The 13,523-nt window shown below is 57.7% G+C and carries 12 protein-coding genes; 8 read left to right on the top strand and 4 right to left on the bottom strand.

Annotated features, from left to right (window positions below):
* Positions 1 to 694 precede the first annotated feature (694 nt).
* From LC354_RS17610 to LC354_RS17575, 8 genes are all read left to right on the top strand, one after another.
* A complete protein-coding gene (locus tag LC354_RS17610) occupies positions 695 to 1,183 on the top strand; it encodes a hypothetical protein (RefSeq protein WP_223426290.1) in 489 nt (162 codons plus the stop codon).
* Positions 1,184 to 1,186: 3 nt separating this feature from the next.
* Positions 1,187 to 1,585 (top strand): phage holin family protein, encoded by a 399-nt coding sequence (locus LC354_RS17605; RefSeq protein ID WP_223426289.1) that lies wholly within the window; start codon positions 1,187 to 1,189, stop codon positions 1,583 to 1,585.
* Positions 1,578 to 2,321, top strand: coding sequence for a DUF3619 family protein (locus LC354_RS17600; protein ID WP_223426287.1), 744 nt, complete (start codon positions 1,578 to 1,580; stop codon positions 2,319 to 2,321). Before LC354_RS17605 ends, LC354_RS17600 begins: the two co-directional genes overlap by 8 nt.
* A 23-nt stretch (positions 2,322 to 2,344) precedes the next feature.
* Positions 2,345 to 3,373 carry an AI-2E family transporter gene (locus LC354_RS17595; protein ID WP_223426286.1) on the top strand — a complete coding sequence of 343 codons (1,029 nt, stop codon included), beginning with the start codon at positions 2,345 to 2,347 and terminating at the stop codon, positions 3,371 to 3,373.
* A 519-nt stretch (positions 3,374 to 3,892) separates the two neighbouring features.
* Positions 3,893 to 4,987: an ABC transporter ATP-binding protein gene (locus LC354_RS17590; protein ID WP_223426284.1), complete on the top strand. Its 1,095-nt coding sequence runs from the start codon at positions 3,893 to 3,895 to the stop codon at positions 4,985 to 4,987.
* 61 nt (positions 4,988 to 5,048) lie between these two features.
* Positions 5,049 to 6,092, top strand: a complete 1,044-nt coding sequence (locus LC354_RS17585) for an ABC transporter substrate-binding protein (RefSeq protein WP_223426283.1) — start codon at positions 5,049 to 5,051, stop codon at positions 6,090 to 6,092.
* A 51-nt stretch (positions 6,093 to 6,143) separates the two neighbouring features.
* Positions 6,144 to 7,385 (top strand): ABC transporter permease, encoded by a 1,242-nt coding sequence (locus LC354_RS17580; RefSeq protein ID WP_223426281.1) that lies wholly within the window; start codon positions 6,144 to 6,146, stop codon positions 7,383 to 7,385.
* Positions 7,386 to 7,388: 3 nt separating this feature from the next.
* Positions 7,389 to 8,237, top strand: a complete 849-nt coding sequence (locus tag LC354_RS17575; RefSeq protein WP_223426279.1) for an ABC transporter permease — start codon at positions 7,389 to 7,391, stop codon at positions 8,235 to 8,237.
* 3 nt (positions 8,238 to 8,240) lie between these two features.
* Here the strand turns inward: LC354_RS17575 and LC354_RS17570 are convergent, their stop codons facing one another.
* The 4 genes from LC354_RS17570 to LC354_RS17555 all read right to left on the bottom strand — a co-directional run bounded on the left by LC354_RS17570 (position 8,241) and on the right by LC354_RS17555 (position 13,454).
* Positions 8,241 to 9,425, bottom strand: a complete 1,185-nt coding sequence (locus LC354_RS17570; RefSeq protein ID WP_223426277.1) for an epoxide hydrolase family protein — start codon at positions 9,423 to 9,425, stop codon at positions 8,241 to 8,243.
* A gap of 300 nt (positions 9,426 to 9,725) precedes the next feature.
* Positions 9,726 to 10,565 (bottom strand): BKACE family enzyme, encoded by an 840-nt coding sequence (locus LC354_RS17565; protein ID WP_223426276.1) that lies wholly within the window; start codon positions 10,563 to 10,565, stop codon positions 9,726 to 9,728.
* 31 nt (positions 10,566 to 10,596) lie between these two features.
* Positions 10,597 to 12,045 carry a pyruvate carboxylase subunit B gene (locus tag LC354_RS17560; protein ID WP_223426274.1) on the bottom strand — a complete coding sequence of 483 codons (1,449 nt, stop codon included), beginning with the start codon at positions 12,043 to 12,045 and terminating at the stop codon, positions 10,597 to 10,599.
* Positions 12,042 to 13,454, bottom strand: coding sequence for an acetyl-CoA carboxylase biotin carboxylase subunit (locus LC354_RS17555; protein ID WP_223426272.1), 1,413 nt, complete (start codon positions 13,452 to 13,454; stop codon positions 12,042 to 12,044). Before LC354_RS17555 ends, LC354_RS17560 begins: the two co-directional genes overlap by 4 nt.
* Positions 13,455 to 13,523: the final 69 nt, after the last annotated feature.

Genomic DNA, 13,523 nt, shown 5'->3' with positions numbered 1-13,523 from the left:
CGGGCCAGCACAGCATCGCTTCGAAGCATAAGGCACCCGCCTTCAGGCGTTTCCGCAACTCCGGAGACCCTCAGAGGAAAGAGATACTTGATCCACAGGCCTGATCAGGCAATCTTCGCGTCAGATGGCAGGCCACTTGGGGAATGTCGGTTGTTGCAACCAATTGCGAATAACATTTGCAAATCCGTCAGGGTCCTCTCAAATGATCCGAGCACGCATTCGCTGAATTGGTGCTGATTGAGGAACGAATTTTTTAAAATACGTATTGTCGAAAATCAAGGATGCGCTGGCCGCGGAGGTTTCACAAAATGCTAACCCGACTCTCTTGGTTTTGAGATTTGTTGATTTTCACCGGTGAGATTTGCTATGCCGAGACCCGAAAACTCAATCTTCTGGACCGCACTGCCGAAATTTTGTGCTTGGCAAACTACGGTTCAACAATCCCTGACAATCGCAAAAAGACCATAGTCCGACGTGATGGACATCGATGTGCCGCGAAATGTGTAATGTTGTAATTTTCAGAGTTCCATCCGACGGGCTTAGTGGGAAATGTCTGTTTTCGGTAATCGGCCGAGCAACGGTTAGTGGCGCGCCAAGGAACACATTCGCATTCAAGACATGCGCTGGAGCCTCGGGAACCTGTTGGTGCGTCAGGGCGTTGCACCAGCAGATCGGTAAAACATCGGAGACTGACATGACACACAAACCGCAGACTTCCATAACCTCGAAAGCGACACAAAAGGCGAGCGAAGTGGCCAATGATATTTCGGACGCCGCTGCGAACCGTGCGAAAAGTGAAGCGAGTGTCGCGCGTGACGCCGCAGCCGAGGAAACGGAAAAAGTCGCCAATGCGGCACATGCCGCGGCGGACGAATTCGACAACAACTCGATGCAAGCGCAAGCCATCGAAGGTGTCGCACGTCAAGTTGATGACTGGGCGGATCAGATCCGCGCTACCGATGTCGACCGTCTTGCGCATATGGTGGCTGACACGGCACGACGCAATCCGCTGATGTTCGTCGCTGGCGCCGCGCTTGCAGGTTTCGCCGCAACACGCTTTCTCAAGGCACGCAATCCGGACCACATGCCCGGAACCGAAAACTTCAGCGATCCTTGGCATTCTGAACCTGGCCGAGTCGGAAGCGCTTCTCCGGTGAATTCCGGATTGCACGAGGGGGCCTAATCAATGTCCTCGGAAACGAATGTAAAGAACGCACCATCTCTTCTGGTGACGATCCTGCGCCAAATCACGCAGCTGTTTCAGGACGAGGTGGCACTGGCCAAGGCGGAACTGTCACGCAATCTAGGTCGCGCGGGCGTGGGTCTGGCACTGATCGGTGTGGCGGCATTGCTGGCGCTCACGGCGCTTGACGTTTTGGCGGGCGCTCTCGTTGGCTATCTGGCAACAACGGATTTGACGGTCGGAACATCGGCTTTGCTTGTGGGCTGTACGTTTCTTGCGTTGGCACTCGTGTTAGGCTTTGCCGGTCGCGCGCGGTTGACGAGCACCGCTTTGAAACCGGAGCGAACGGCCGCCAACATTTCCAGAGATATTCAGACAGTGAGGCATACGACAGATGGCTGAGAGTGCTTTTCCCGAAATTGAAAGACGGACTGCGGCGAACCGTAACGCCCTTGCCCAATCGCTCGACCAGTTGAGCGATACGCTGTCCCCAGAGCGGCTGAAGCAAGAACTCGCCGAAACGGCAAATCACTACGGCACAGATATCAGCCGACAGCTTTGGGACGGTGCGCGCAAAAATCCCGCCGCCTTTTCTCTGGTGGCGGTCGGAATTGCCTTGCTCTTGACCGGCTCAGGCGCACGCGGCGAAAACGCCGCAAAGAGCTCTGGTTCTGTTCGTCGACCAACCGACACTGTACCGGACGCTGCAGATGGTGCGTTGCGGCCATCCCCGCCGCCGACGGCGAACCGAAAGGCGCGCGCGCCCGCCCCAACTGCGGAGAAACTGCGCGCAGCCCTCAATCGCGGCATGGAAAAGCTTCCGCCCGACGCGCGCATACGCGTGCTGCGGGCACGCGAAGCCGCAATTGCAGCACAACAGTCGGTAGAGCGGCGCGCAGTTCGCGCATCCCGCTGGTCGAGTGCCATGGCAAGGGAGCAACCCGTCGCCGTATCGGCCACGGCCTTTGGTGTCGGCGCCCTTCTTGCCTCCTTGCTCCCATCGACTAAAACCGAGGACGAACTGCTTGGGGAAAAACGGGACTTGCTCATGGAAACCGCGCGGGCGACGCTCAAGGAAGAATTGTCAAAACTGCAGGATGCGGCGGATAGCCATATTCAATCTGCTCGCTATAACTGAGGACGGAATTTGAAGACCTCACCATGAAAACTGATCGCGCCGCGTCACCGCGGGTCACCAAAGAAACCCCGATGCAGCGCATCAACTCCGACGAGGCGCGCTCGATCATGCTGCTGATCGTGACCATCGGCGTGGTCGGTGTCGTTATTGTCACCGCAAGAGAAATCCTTGCTCCGGTATGTTTCGCACTCGTCGTCGGGATCGTCGCGTCCCCGCTCGCGGACAGGCTGAGCGGTTTCGGAGTCCCGCGCTCGGCGATCGCCGGTGCACTTCTGGTGCTGACCAGCGGTATTCTGGTGTTCAGCTTCTTGTTGCTTGAACCCTTGCTTGCAACAATGGCCACTCGCCTTCCGGAAATCCGGACAGAGATCGAAAGCTGGGTGCAACAGGCTTCTGGCCTGATGCGCGGCATCGAAGACATCTCCAAAGAAATCGAAGACGCCGTGGGCTCGAACGGTGCCGAGGCCGAAAGCCCGAAACTGCCGACGGTGATGGATGCGATATGGCTAGCTCCCGGTCTTGGCGCGAGTGTGCTGATTTTTGCAGGAACGCTCTTCTTTTTCGTATTGACGCGCGCAGATCTGTACAATTCAGCGGGACGGTTCAGTGCCACCTTGTTCAAAGCTGATCGCGCGGTGGCGCGCTACTTTCTTGCCGTGACCATCGTCAATCTGGGCCTTGGGATCGCAACCGCGCTGGTGATGACCATCATCGGAATGAAACACGCCATGCTATGGGGTCTGGCAGCCAGCGTTCTGAACTACATTCTGTATCTCGGCCCGATGACGTTGATCGCCAGCCTTTTGATCGCGGGTATCGTCCAGTTTTCCGGCGCCTACGCCTTGCTGCCGGCGTTCTGCTTTCTGTGTCTCAACCTCGTTGAAGCCCAGTTTGTAACCCCCGCCGTCGTGGGTCAAAGACTACAGATCAACCCTCTGGCCGTGTTTTTGGCGATCGTTCTGGGTCTGTGGCTTTGGGGGCCCGTCGGTGCCATCGTGGCAATTCCCGTTGCCTTGTGGCTGGCAGTATTGCTGCAGGTTCAATTCCACTGAAGATAACTGCGGATCGTGACAAAGCGCCCTGCTACCCCAATCAAACGCCGAACGTTTGAGCGCGCAGGCCAATGTCTCTTGCATTCGACGATGTAACGCGGATGTTGCTCTTGAGATGCGACTTCGTTCGCGCGCGATAGATGCGGACAGTCGGGCTTCCGGTCTCATGTGGCATTGTCGGGAATCGCCGTTTCGATATCTGGCACAGTCGTGTTGAGGCGCTCAAACGGTACGCTTTGCGCAGTTTGAAATGATCAATACTCGCGTGCCGTTCCGGTTCTGTTTGGTGCTTCGGGAGAGACAACTTCAGCGCTCCGGCATTCAAACACGCGCAAAGCCGATCCCACAACGTTTCGCCGATGTGAGAGGGTTTTGTCACAATTTTGTGCAAAAAGCAGGATCACAATACGTCTCATCCATGGCCTTGACGGTTCTGGTCTGACGGAGGCAACGTGTGCTTGCCACCGACAGCAGCACCTGCTTAAGTGCGAACAAGATCAGGGGATACGTGCGCGCCGAATGAAAGATATCAGTCCAGCGACATTTCTGCGTTTTGACAACGTCAAAAAGAGCTACGATCAAAAGAACCTTGTTGTCAAAGGCTTTGATATGGACGTTCGACAGGGTGAATTTATCACTCTGCTCGGGCCATCTGGGTCGGGTAAAACAACCGTTCTCATGATGCTTGCCGGATTTGAAAGCGTCACGTCCGGCGATATCGCTATCAGCGGAAAGTCGATCAACAATACCGCCCCGAACAAGCGCAATATCGGCATGGTGTTTCAAAACTACGCGCTGTTCCCGCACATGACCGTGGCCGATAATCTTGCATATCCGCTGAGCGTGCGGAAAATGCCGAGAGATCAGATCAAGGCACGTGTTGCGGAATACCTGGCGCTGGTCGAACTTTCCGATTTTGGTGATCGCCGTCCCGGGCAGTTGTCAGGCGGCCAGAAACAACGGGTCGCGCTGGCGCGTGCGATGATTTTTCAACCCGAGTTGATCTTGATGGACGAGCCGCTGGGTGCGTTGGACAAGAACCTGCGGGAGCAGATGCAGTTTGAAATCACGCGCCTCCACAAGCAGATCGGGTTCACGGTGATCTACGTCACCCACGACCAGACCGAGGCGTTGTCCATGTCGGACCGGATCGCCGTATTCAATGACGGCGTCGTACAGCAATGTGCGCCGCCCTCTGAGTTATATGAGAGACCCGTCAATGCCTTTGTGGCTGATTTTATTGGAGAAAACAATTTCGTTTCCGGTAAGGTCGAAAGAATTGACGGCGAAAGCGCTCAGATCCAAACTGATGCCGGCACGATCACCGCACAGGTTGCGGATGGCCTCACCACCGGCAGCGATTGCAAGGTTTCGATCCGACCGGAAAAGCTGTTTATCCACCCCACGGATCATGCGTATGACAACGCCCTGACCGTGACGTTCAACACGCGCATTTATGTCGGTGATTTCATCCGGTATTATTTCAAGTTGCCGGATGGCACAGATATCATCGTCAAGGTTCTGAACGATCTGTCAGCACCAGAATTCAATGACGGTGCAGACGCCCAGCTCTTGTCGCTTGCCAAGGATTGTATCGCCTTTCCAGACCACTAGACAAGTAATGGGGTAAACCGGGGCCCCGCAAGAACACCTGGACTTAAACAAGGAGAAACCGATGAAGAAACATCTGACGTTACTGGCCACTCTGGCGCTGACTGCCAGCCCCGTATTGGCCCAAGACCTGACTGTCACATCCTTCGGCGGGGCTTACGGTGCCGCGCAGCAAGAACACATGATCGACCCATTTGTCGCTGAAACCGGCGTAAATGTCCTGTTCGAGGACTATGGTGGCGGCGTGGCCGAAATGAAGGCGCAAGTCGAAGCGGGGAATATCCTGTGGGACGTTGTCGATGTCGAAGTCATCGATCTCGAGCGCGCCTGCGCGGAGGGCTACCTTGAGATCATCGATCACAGCGTGTTGCCAGCCGGTGATAACGGCGTGGCAGCGGCAGAGGATTTCATCCCGGATGCCCTGGCCAATGAATGTGGTGTCGGCAACATCGTCTGGTCCACGGTTTTTGCGGTGAACACCGAAAACGGTCCGGGCCCACAAACCATGGCCGATTTCTTTGATGTCGAAGCCTTTCCCGGGAATCGTGGGCTTCGCAAGCGTCCGCAGGTGAACATGGAATGGGCATTGATCGCCGATGGCGTCGCGCCCGAGGATGTATATGAGGTCCTCGCCACCGAAGAAGGCCAGGCACGGGCATTCGCCAAGCTCGACACGATCAAGGATGACATCGTCTGGTTTGACAGCTGGTCACAGGCCCCCGTTTTGCTTAATGACGGCGGTGCCGCCATGGTTCAATCAGCCAACGGTCGTATCTTTGCCGCCATTCAGGACGAAGGCGCTCCGTTCAAGATTGTCTGGGACAGCCATGTCTATGATCTCGATGTCTGGGCCATTATGAAAGGCACCGAAAACTTCGATCTGGCGATGGATTTCATCAAATTCACCACCCGTACGGTGCCATTGTCAGGGATGCAGGACGTGGCCTATGGCCCGCCACGTATGTCCGCACAGGATCTTTTGTCCGATGAGGTGAAGGAAAATCTGCCAACGGCCCACCTGGACGAAGGTCTGAAGGCGGATGGTATCTTCTGGGCTGACTACGGTGAAAGCCTGGGTGAGAAGTTCAACGAATGGCTGCTTCAGTAAGCGGCTTTCCCCGCGCAGAGATCGTGCGCGGGGAATTTCCCTGATCATATCATGACAGACCGCACCCACACCCTCAGTCCCGAAGACGCGCGCAACGCCGCGCGCGAGGTGCGCAAGCGCCGCTTTCAGGCGTTTGTGTTTGTGGTACCGCTGTTGGTCTTTATCCTTTTTGCTTTCGTGGCCCCGATCGCGACGATGCTGTATCGCAGCGTCCACAACCCCACCGTTGCCAATCTTGTGCCCGAAACGCTGGCAGCACTTGAGGATTGGTCTGGAGAGGGCCTGCCCGACGACGCCGTGCTGCTTCAATTCGCGGCGGACATGAAACGGATGGCAAACGAGCGCACGTCCGGCCAGTTGGCCGATGAAATCAATCGCGCCTTGCCGGGCATGTCCAGTGTGATCAAATCATCGGCGCGCGCATTGCGCCGTGTCGACGATACCGACCTTGCGGCAAACGGGGTGGCGCTGTTGTTGGACGCGAACGATCGCTGGTCCGATCCGGCCACATGGCGCGCCATTCGTGACGCAGGGCCGATTTATACCTCAAGCTATTATCTGACCTCGATCGATCTGGAACGCGGGGCCGATGGCAGCATCGGTGCACGGGATGTCCAGATCTACAAGCAGTTGTACACCAAGACCCTGAAAATGGCGCTGACCATTACGGTACTGACATTGCTGCTGGGCTATCCGCTGGCGTTTTTCATGTCACAGGCGTCTGACAGTTTGTCGAATTTCCTGATGGTGTTCGTGCTGTTGCCGTTCTGGACGTCCCTGTTGGTGCGCACGACGGCGTGGATCGCCTTGTTGCAAGCGGGCGGTGTAGTGAACTCCTCGCTGATCTGGCTGGGAATTACCGACGAACCGATTGAACTTCTGTACAACGAGTTTTCCACCATCCTCGCGATGACCCACATCCTGCTGCCCTTCATGGTCTTGCCGCTTTACGCCGTGATGCGCGGCATCGACCCCAGTTTCATGCGCGCGGCAATTTCGATGGGCAGCACGCCCCTTGGGGCATGGTACAAGATCTATCTGCCAATGAGCCTTCCCGGTCTGTCCGCCGGCGCACTGCTGGTCTTCATCATTTCAGTCGGGTACTACATCACCCCCGCATTGGTTGGGGGCACGGATGGGCAGATGATTTCCAACATCATTGCGTTTCACATGCAGGTCTCCAATAACTGGGAACTGGCGGCGGCGCTCGGCTCGCTTCTGCTGATCCTGATCCTTGTCCTGTACTGGTTGTTCGACCGCTTCGTCGGCACCGACAACCTCAAGCTGGGATAGGTCATGAAACACTTTCCGGCATATTACACGATCTGGCATAAATCGGGGCACTACGGTCTGCGGGTCTTTGCATTTCTGGTGTTGCTCTTCCTGATGTTGCCGATCCTCGTGATCATGCCGTTGTCGTTCAACGCAGAGCCGTTTTTTACCTTTACCGAAGGGATGCTGTCGCTCGACCCCGATGCCTACTCCCTGAAATGGTACCAGGAAATCATTGACGATCAAAAATGGCGTGTCGCGATCCGCAACAGCTTTGTCGTGGGTATCTGTGCGGCCCTGATCGCTACGGTCTTGGGCACATTGGCCGCTGTTGGCCTTGCGTCGCCCTGGATGCCATACAAGCGCGTGATCACTGCGCTCCTGCTGTCCCCTATGATCGTGCCGTTGATCATTATCGCGGCCGGTATGTTCTTCTTTTATACGCAATTCAATCTGGTGGGCACCTTCACCGGTCTGATAATTGCCCACGCAGCGCTGGGTGTGCCGTTCGTGATCATTACCGTCACAGCGACGCTCAGCGGGTTTGACAGGTCCTTGTTCGTGGCAGGTCTCAGCCTCGGGGCGTCGCCACTCAAGGTGTTCTGGGACGTCGTTATTCCACTGATCCGCCCTGGGGTCATTTCTGGCGGTTTGTTTGCATTCGTCACATCTTTCGATGAGGTCGTGCTGGTCTTGTTCCTCGCAGGACCCGAGCAACGGACAATTCCCCGCCAAATGTTTTCCGGCCTTCGCGAACAGATCAACCCGACGATTCTCGCGGTTGCGACCCTGCTCGTCGTACTCTCCGCCCTCTTGCTGTTCGTACTCGAGGCCTTGCGGCGCAGATCGGTTCGGCTCGGAGGTACCGGGTAGGCGTCAAGACCCGTAACCGCGCAAACCGCGCGCGAATGTTCGGATGTCGGCCAGCAGTAAATCTGGCTCCTCCATCGCGGCAAAGTGACCACCGCGCGGCATCTCGGACCAGTGCTGGACATTGTAAATGCGATCCACATACGACCGGGGTGGCCAGGTCAGAAATTCGGCAGGGAACACCGCACAACCGGTCGGTACTTCGACGCGCGCGCCTTCGGGCGACAGTATGCGTCCGCCCTCTTCGCGTCGCCCGTAATATATCCAGGAAGCGGTGTTAAAGGACTTGGTGGCGACGTAGATCATGATGTTGGTCAGCAGTTCATCCTTTGAATATACGGTCTCGATATTATCGCCGTGGACGTCGGACCATGAACGGAACTTTTCCAACAACCACGCTGCGATGCCGACGGGGCTGTCCATCATTGCGTAGCTCAGTGTCTGCGGCCGCGTCGCCTGGATCGAGCGATACCCCTCTTCCATGATCTGATCGTTGTCGAATTGCGCGGCCCACGCCACTTCCGCCGGGGTCTGCGGCCCGTCCGGGTGACGTGCCATCAGTGCGTTGATGTGAATCGCCGAACAGGCAGGCGCGTGTTCATACCCCAGCCAGGAACAGATAGCCGCTCCCCAGTCACCGCCTTGCGCCACATAGCTGTCAAAGCCGAGCGTCCGGGTCATCAGGGAATTTATCACATCTGCCATCTTGCGCGGTCCGTAAGGACGCGACGGACGCCCGGAAAACGCAAATCCAGGCAGCGACGGCGCAATGACGGTGAAAGCATCCTCGACGTCGCCACCAAAGCGTTCCGGATGGGCGAGCGGCGCGATCAATTTGTGAAATTCCGCCACGGAACCGGGCCAACCGTGGCTGATCATGAGCGGCATCGGCTTGGGGCCACTGCCTTGTTCGTAGATAAAGTGCAGGTCTATTCCCTCGACCTGCGCCTTGAACTGCGCAAAGCCGTTGATCCGGTCTTCTTGGGCGCGCCAGTCGAAATCACTCACCCAATAAGCGCACAGCTCCCGCAGGTAGTCGAGGTTCGTGCCATAGTCCCAGCCGCCGTCGTCGGGCATCTCGTGCCAAGGATAGTTGGCGACCCTTGTGCGGATGTCTTTCAGAGTGGTATCAGAAACGTGAAAACTGAATGGTTTGATATCTGGATGGGCGTCAAAACGATCTTCCGACATAACTTCCTCCACATGACCTTTGGTAAGAGATTTGAATGGGATCGCCGCGAACTGAACCGAGCAGATGACACATCCGTCAGCGCGTCAATGACCTTTGGTTTTCAGGTCGCCCCTTCGGTCCGGTTCATACATTTACAGGCCGATATCTCAAACACTGACCTTCGAGTGCAAAGCGCCAACACGCCACCGCTCGTTGTGTCCTTTTGGCGTGGCGGGGTACATGCGGCTGGTTCAGGATAGCGAAACAGATCTGGCCATGTCCCGGACAGCCGAGATCCCCTTTCCCGCAACAAGCCAGCTCTATCCAGCGCTGATCGGGCGCAGGTTCAGGATCTGGCGGGTCTCGGCCGGTGTGGCGGGCCGCCGATCATATGCACCCGCGATGTCGACGATCTTCTGAACCAGCTCCGCATTGCTGGTGGCGATCCGAGTCTTGTCATACTTGATATTGTCCTCCAGTCCGGTGCGACAATGCCCGCCCAGTTCCAGACACCACTTGTTGACCTCGAACTGATGACGACCGATGCCGGCGGCCCCCCAAGTTGCCCCCGGCAGGACGGCGTGCAGCTCGGAGATCAGAAATTCCAGCAGCCCGCGTCGCGCGGGCATCGCATTGGGAATACCCATCACGAATTGCACATGTGCCGGAGCGTCGATCAAGCCTCTCTTGATCAGCGTCGCCGTGTTGTAAAGCATTGCCGCGTCAAACACCTCGATCTCCGGCTTCACCTCATAGGTCTGCATCCGGTGGGCCAGAGCATCTATGAAATCCGGAGGGTTTTCATAGATTTGCATGGGGAAGTTAACGGACCCGGTGGTCAGCGACGCCATGTCCGGGCAATGTTCCAGCGCGGCACCGCGTTCGTTCTGGTCGCGCCCGCGCCCGCCGGTGGAAAACTGGATGACCATGCCGGGGCAATGCTTGAGAACGCCTTCCTGAACCTCTGCGAATCTGTCGGGGTTGGAACTGGGGCTTTCGTCGTCGTTGCGCACATGGATATGGACCAGCGCCGAGCCTGCCTCATAGGCCTCGTGGGTCGCTTCGATCTGCTGCGCGGGTACGACCGGCAGGCCGGGACAATCGGAAGTGCGCGGAATGGCACCGGTGATTGCGGTGGTGATGATGCAGGGCGTGGTCATGATGTGTCCTGTGGTCTGTGTGTCGCGCGGCTCAGGGTTTGATGCTGAGGTGGAAGGTCTTGATATCGTCGCGGCGCGCAACTTCCTTGAGCAGGGTCAGCAGGGGTGTACCTGCGAGCCGGTACTCGGTGTTGATCGGGCCCGCCTGTTTCAACGCGCTGAACTGGCCGTCGTCGTAAAAGGCCGCCAGCAGCAGATCGTCGTCCGAGGCAAAAGGGCCACGCGACTTGCGAAGACGGCCAATCGCCGGTTCGATCAGGGCACCGGCACGTTCGGTGATGATGTCCTTGCCGCCAGTCAGCTTGTCATAAAGATTGGCCTCGATCTCGCCCGCGATCTCGCCGTATCCGCCGCGCGCATAACGGCGGATTTCGTCAGGTACGCTGTCGTAACGCTGCCCGCCCTTGTCCATCGAGGTGACGTTCAGAACGGCTTGGGTCACGATGTATTGTGCAAAGGGGCTGACCACGATCGGATAGCCCAGATCGGCGCGCACGCGCCCCGCCTCTTCGAGGATTTCGTTGATCCGCTCAGCCAGACCCACCGTCTCGAGTTGCACTTTGAGATTGGAGATCATGCCACCGGCGACCTGATGATGGAAATGGAACTCGTCATAGTCCAGCGGCTGACCAACAGGTTTGCCTTCAACCTTGGCGATATAGTCCAGACGCTCCGCTGTTTCGCGAATAGCCGCGAGGTCGATATCAGCAGAATGGCCGCGTCGGCGCAGGTTTTCGACGACACGCTCGGTCGGCGGGTGTGACGCACCATGCGCCAATGTTGAGGTCGCGGTGTGCAGCACATCAATGCCATGCTCAACCGCCTGCAGCGCCACATAGGGCGACAACCCGGACAGGCAGTGCGAATGCAGTTGCAGCGGCAGATCCCCCAGCACGGACTTGATCGCAGGCACCAGCGTCGCGACACGCTCCGGCGTCAGAAGGCCGCTCGGGTCCTTGATGAAAATGCCGTCCACTCCGATCTCGACCAGTTCGGCGGCCTTCTTGGCGTAATAGGCATCAGTGTGAACCGGGCTCCAAGTATAGACGAGGCCCGGTACCGTATGGATGCCGAGCCTGCGCGCCGCCTGCACCGGGATCTTGAGGTTGCGGATGTCGTTCAGCGGATCGTAGGGCGTGTGATAGCGCATGCCATTCGCCGCAAACCGTTCGGCGGCCAGTTCCACGATGTCGTCCGGGAAGAATTCGAAGGTAAAAAGGCTCTGTCCTCGGGTGTGGATGATCAGCGGTGTCTCGGTGATCCAGGTGTTCACTATCCGCATGCGCTCCCAGGGATCCTCGCGCAGGAAGCGGACGCAGACATCGAAAACGGCGCCACCGACCAGATCAATCGCTTCAAAACCTGCGCGATCAAGAAACGGCGCGATGTCCTTCATCATGCCGGTGGTCATGCGGGTGGCCCACAGACACTGATGCGCATCCCGCAAGGTAACGTCGATGAATTTGATGTCGCGGCTCATGACAGGTCCCCTAAGGAGTCGAGTGACATTTCGTTCTCGATCCATCTTGTGTGTACACGATCCTGAAGGAAATCGTCATGGTCGATCAGCCGACGGTGAAAGCCGATCGTCGTCTCGACCCCCTCGACACGGCAGGCGTCCAGAACCTCGCTGGACCGTTCCAGCGCCTGATTGCGGGTTTCGCCCCAGACGATCAGCTTGGCGATCATCGAGTCGTAAAAGGGTGAAATCCGCTGACCACGATAGACGGCGGTATCGAGGCGGATGCCTTCGCCCTGCGGCACCAGCCACTCGTTCAGCCGCCCCGGAGACGGCGCGAAGTTATTCTTCCAGTTCTCGGCATTTATGCGAAATTCGATGGCGTGGCCACAACCTACATGGCCATCAAGACTTGGATCAAGCGGCGCACCGCCCGCGATATCAAGCTGCATCGCGATCAGATCAAAACCGGTCCGCATTTCCGTGATGGTGTGTTCCACCTGTATACGGGTGTTCATTTCGATGAAAAAGAATTCGCCCGTCTCGACATCCAGAATGAACTCGATGGTTCCGGCACCTTTATAGGCGATGCCCCTGGAGAGTTTGAGCGCAGCCTCCTTGAGCCGGTCGCGCAACTTTGGACCGACGGCGGGGGACGGCGATTCCTCGATCAGTTTCTGGTGGCGGCGCTGCACGCTGCAATCCCGCTCGTCGAAGGCCACGACCCCGCCCCGTCCATCCCCGATCACCTGAATTTCGATATGGCGCACGACATCGAAGAATCGTTCGATATAGATGCCGCCATCGCCAAAGGCGGCCTCGGCCTCACGGCTGGCCTCGCGAAACTGGGCGCGGAAGTCTTCGGGGTCACGCACGATGCGCATGCCCCGGCCACCGCCGCCGGATTTTGCCTTGAGCAGCATTGGAAAGCCCACATCAGCAGCGATCGCCTCAGCAGCGGTGGGATCGGTGAAGGCCCCGTCAGAGCCTGGCACCACCTGCACGCCAAGCCCCGCAGCCACGGCACGCGCGCGGGATTTGTCGCCCATCGTTCGGATCGCTTCAGCCGAGGGGCCGACGAACGTCAGGCCGTTCTCAGCGCACAGAACGGCGAAGTCCGCGTTCTCCGACAGAAAGCCATAGCCGGGGTAAACCGCATCACAGCCGGTCATTTTGGCGACATGCACGATGGAAGCAGCAGACAGATAACTTTTGGTCGCCGCCGCAGGCCCGATACAGACGCTGTGATCGGCGGCCCAGACATGAGGCGCATCCGCATCGGCCTCTGAATAGACGGCGACGGACGACAGGCCCCGCGCGCGACAGACACGAACGGCCCGCAAGGCGATCTCACCGCGATTGGCAATCAGAACCCGCGACACCCCGCAGCCCGGTGTGTCTTGGTGGTTCGGTTTCGGACTTTGGTTCATTGACAGTTCCTCACCGGCACCCTGATCCTCGCTGGAAATGCGTCTCGAAATATAGTACGTATCGTTTCA

Origin of the sequence: Tateyamaria pelophila (genome assembly GCF_019966495.1) — a bacterium.
Lineage (GTDB): Bacteria > Pseudomonadota > Alphaproteobacteria > Rhodobacterales > Rhodobacteraceae > Tateyamaria > Tateyamaria pelophila.
Note: the sequence above shows the minus strand (reverse complement) of the source record. Positions and strands in the feature narration are given on the sequence as shown.

Coding starts and splice junctions, on each gene's coding strand:
- LC354_RS17610 (WP_223426290.1), top strand. CDS start 695: ATGACACACAAACCGCAGACTTCCATAACCTCGAAAGCGACACAAAAG.
- LC354_RS17605 (WP_223426289.1), top strand. CDS start 1,187: ATGTCCTCGGAAACGAATGTAAAGAACGCACCATCTCTTCTGGTGACG.
- LC354_RS17600 (WP_223426287.1), top strand. CDS start 1,578: ATGGCTGAGAGTGCTTTTCCCGAAATTGAAAGACGGACTGCGGCGAAC.
- LC354_RS17595 (WP_223426286.1), top strand. CDS start 2,345: ATGAAAACTGATCGCGCCGCGTCACCGCGGGTCACCAAAGAAACCCCG.
- LC354_RS17590 (WP_223426284.1), top strand. CDS start 3,893: ATGAAAGATATCAGTCCAGCGACATTTCTGCGTTTTGACAACGTCAAA.
- LC354_RS17585 (WP_223426283.1), top strand. CDS start 5,049: ATGAAGAAACATCTGACGTTACTGGCCACTCTGGCGCTGACTGCCAGC.
- LC354_RS17580 (WP_223426281.1), top strand. CDS start 6,144: ATGACAGACCGCACCCACACCCTCAGTCCCGAAGACGCGCGCAACGCC.
- LC354_RS17575 (WP_223426279.1), top strand. CDS start 7,389: ATGAAACACTTTCCGGCATATTACACGATCTGGCATAAATCGGGGCAC.
- LC354_RS17570 (WP_223426277.1), bottom strand. CDS start 9,425: ATGTCGGAAGATCGTTTTGACGCCCATCCAGATATCAAACCATTCAGT.
- LC354_RS17565 (WP_223426276.1), bottom strand. CDS start 10,565: ATGACCACGCCCTGCATCATCACCACCGCAATCACCGGTGCCATTCCG.
- LC354_RS17560 (WP_223426274.1), bottom strand. CDS start 12,045: ATGAGCCGCGACATCAAATTCATCGACGTTACCTTGCGGGATGCGCAT.
- LC354_RS17555 (WP_223426272.1), bottom strand. CDS start 13,454: ATGAACCAAAGTCCGAAACCGAACCACCAAGACACACCGGGCTGCGGG.